The 2,254-nt window shown below is 73.1% G+C and carries 1 protein-coding gene; it reads right to left on the bottom strand.

Annotated elements, in window-relative coordinates:
• Nucleotides 1-2,254: acyltransferase domain-containing protein (locus IH68_RS0148845; RefSeq protein WP_030950272.1), on the bottom strand; the 2,254-nt coding region annotated here is incomplete at both ends.

Raw genomic sequence — 2,254 nt, 5'->3', positions numbered from 1 at the left:
CCGAGCACCCAGAGCACCCGTACCACCCGTGACCAGCACCGTCCCCCGCGGACACCAACCACTCTCCACCCCGGCAGCCGAAACACGATCCAGCCGACGACCGAAGGCTCCCGACGCCCGGAGCGCGATCCCGCCGGACCGTCCGAACGACCCACCGACACACCACCACGCGTCAGCACCCACACCCGGCCACCCACACCCGCGTCACCGAGCGCCTGCAGCAGCACGGTGACCGCGCCACACGCCTGTGCGGCGTCATCCAGGGCACCGGTGACGAGAACGACCCCGGAGACTCCGTCGCCGGAATGGGCCTCCAACTGCCCTGCAAGGGAGGCACGTTCAGGTGCGGCGGGGAGCTCGACGACCACGGGGTCGGCACCGCGCGCGGTGAGTTCGGCCGTGATGGTGTCGGTGTCGGCGTCGTGAGCCGCGCCCTCGGGGAGGAGAACGATCCAGCGGCCGAAGAGCACGGTGGCGGACGACGGGTCGAGCGGCTTCCAGTGCGTCCGGTAGAGCCACTGGTCCGCCCGGGAGCGTTCCTGGCGACGGCGCCGCCAGGACGACAGGGCCGGGACGAGGCCGTTCAGGGACTCCTCGGCGAGCCCCAGCGACTCGGCCAGGGAACCGAGCTCACCACGCTCGACGGCGTTCCAGAACTCGGTCTCGGCGGAGCCACCGGTCGACTGCTCGCCGTTGACACCGCTGCGTGCGGCGGGGCGGCTCTGGTCCGCCAGCCAGTAGCGCTGGTGCTGGAAGGCGTACGTGGGCAGCTCGACCCGGCGTCCCTCGGGGAGGACGGCCTCCCAGGTGACCGTGGCGCCGTGGGTGTGCAGGCGGGTCAGTGCCGTGACCGCGCTGACGGGCTCGTTCCGGTCCTTGCGCAGGGTCGGTGAGAACAGAGTGCCGCCGGCGGTGTCGGCTGCGGCGACGGCCTCCGGGCAGGCCTGGGCCAGCGCGGTGAGGGTGCCGTCGGGGCCGAGTTCGAGGTAGCGGGTGGTACCGCGCGCGGCGAGGGTGCGTACGGCATCGGCGAAGCGGACCGTGTCCCGGACGTGCCGCACCCAGTACCGCGGGGAGCGCAGTTCCTCGGCGGTGGCGGTCGTGCCCGTGAGGGTGGAGACGATCGGGAGTGTCGGTTCCGCGTACTCCAGGCTCTCGGCCACTTCCCGGAAGTCGTCGAGCATCGGCTCCATCAGCGGGGAGTGGAAGGCATGGCTCACCCGCAGCGCCGTCACCTTGCGGTCCTGGGCGCGGAAACGGTCCGCGATCTCCTCGACGGCCTCCGCCGCACCCGAAATCACCACCGACTGCGGCCCGTTGACGGCGGCGACTCCCACCCGGTCATCGAGCAGAGGCAGCACCTCGTCCTCGGACGCCTGGAGCGCGACCATCGCGCCGCCGGCCGGGAGCGCCTGCATCAACCGGCCCCGCGCCACCACCAGACGGCAGGCGTCCGCCAGCGACCACACCCCGGCCAGGTGCGCGGCAGCCAGCTCACCGATGGAATGCCCGGCCAGTACATCCGGCCGGACACCCCACGACTCCAGCAGCCGGAACAGCGCCACTTCCAGCGCGAACAGGGCGGGCTGGGCGTACTCCGTGCGGTTCAGCAGGTCCGCGTCCGCACCGAACACGACCTCCCGCAGACCGAACGGCAGCTCCGCGTCGACCGCGTCGAAGGCGGCGGCGAAGACGGGGTACGTGGCGTACAACTCCCGCCCCATGCCGAGACGTTGGGAGCCCTGCCCCGCGAAGAGGAACGCGGTACGGCCGTCGGGCTGGGCGGTGCCGGTGACGATGCGGTCGGCGCTGTCGCCGCCTGCGAACGTGGTGAGGGCCTCGACGAGTTCGGCGCGACCGGTGCCGATGACGGCGGCCCGGTACGGCAGCGCCGATCGGTGCGCGGCCAGCGACCAGGCGAGGTCGAGCGGGGTGTCGCCGGGGTGCTCCCTCAGGTGCGCGAGGAGACGCCCGGCCTGGGCAGGCAGGGCCTCGGGGGTACGGGCGGACAGGACCCAGGGCAGCAGCCGGGGTGCCCTGTCCTGCGATGCGGGGGTCGCGGCGGGCGCGGAGTCGTCGTCGGCGAGTGCTTCGGGGTTCTCAGGGGCCTCGGGGTTCTCGGGGGCCCCCTCGCGGGGTGCCTCCTCGAGGACGGCGTGGGCGTTGGTGCCGCTCACACCGAAGGCGGACACGGCGGCACGGCGCGGCCGGTCATCCTCCCTCGGCCAGTCCCGCTCGTCCGTCAACAGCTCCA

The sequence above is a fragment of the Streptomyces sp. NRRL S-646 genome, assembly GCF_000720765.1.
Lineage (GTDB): Bacteria > Actinomycetota > Actinomycetes > Streptomycetales > Streptomycetaceae > Streptomyces.
Note: the sequence above shows the minus strand (reverse complement) of the source record. Positions and strands in the feature narration are given on the sequence as shown.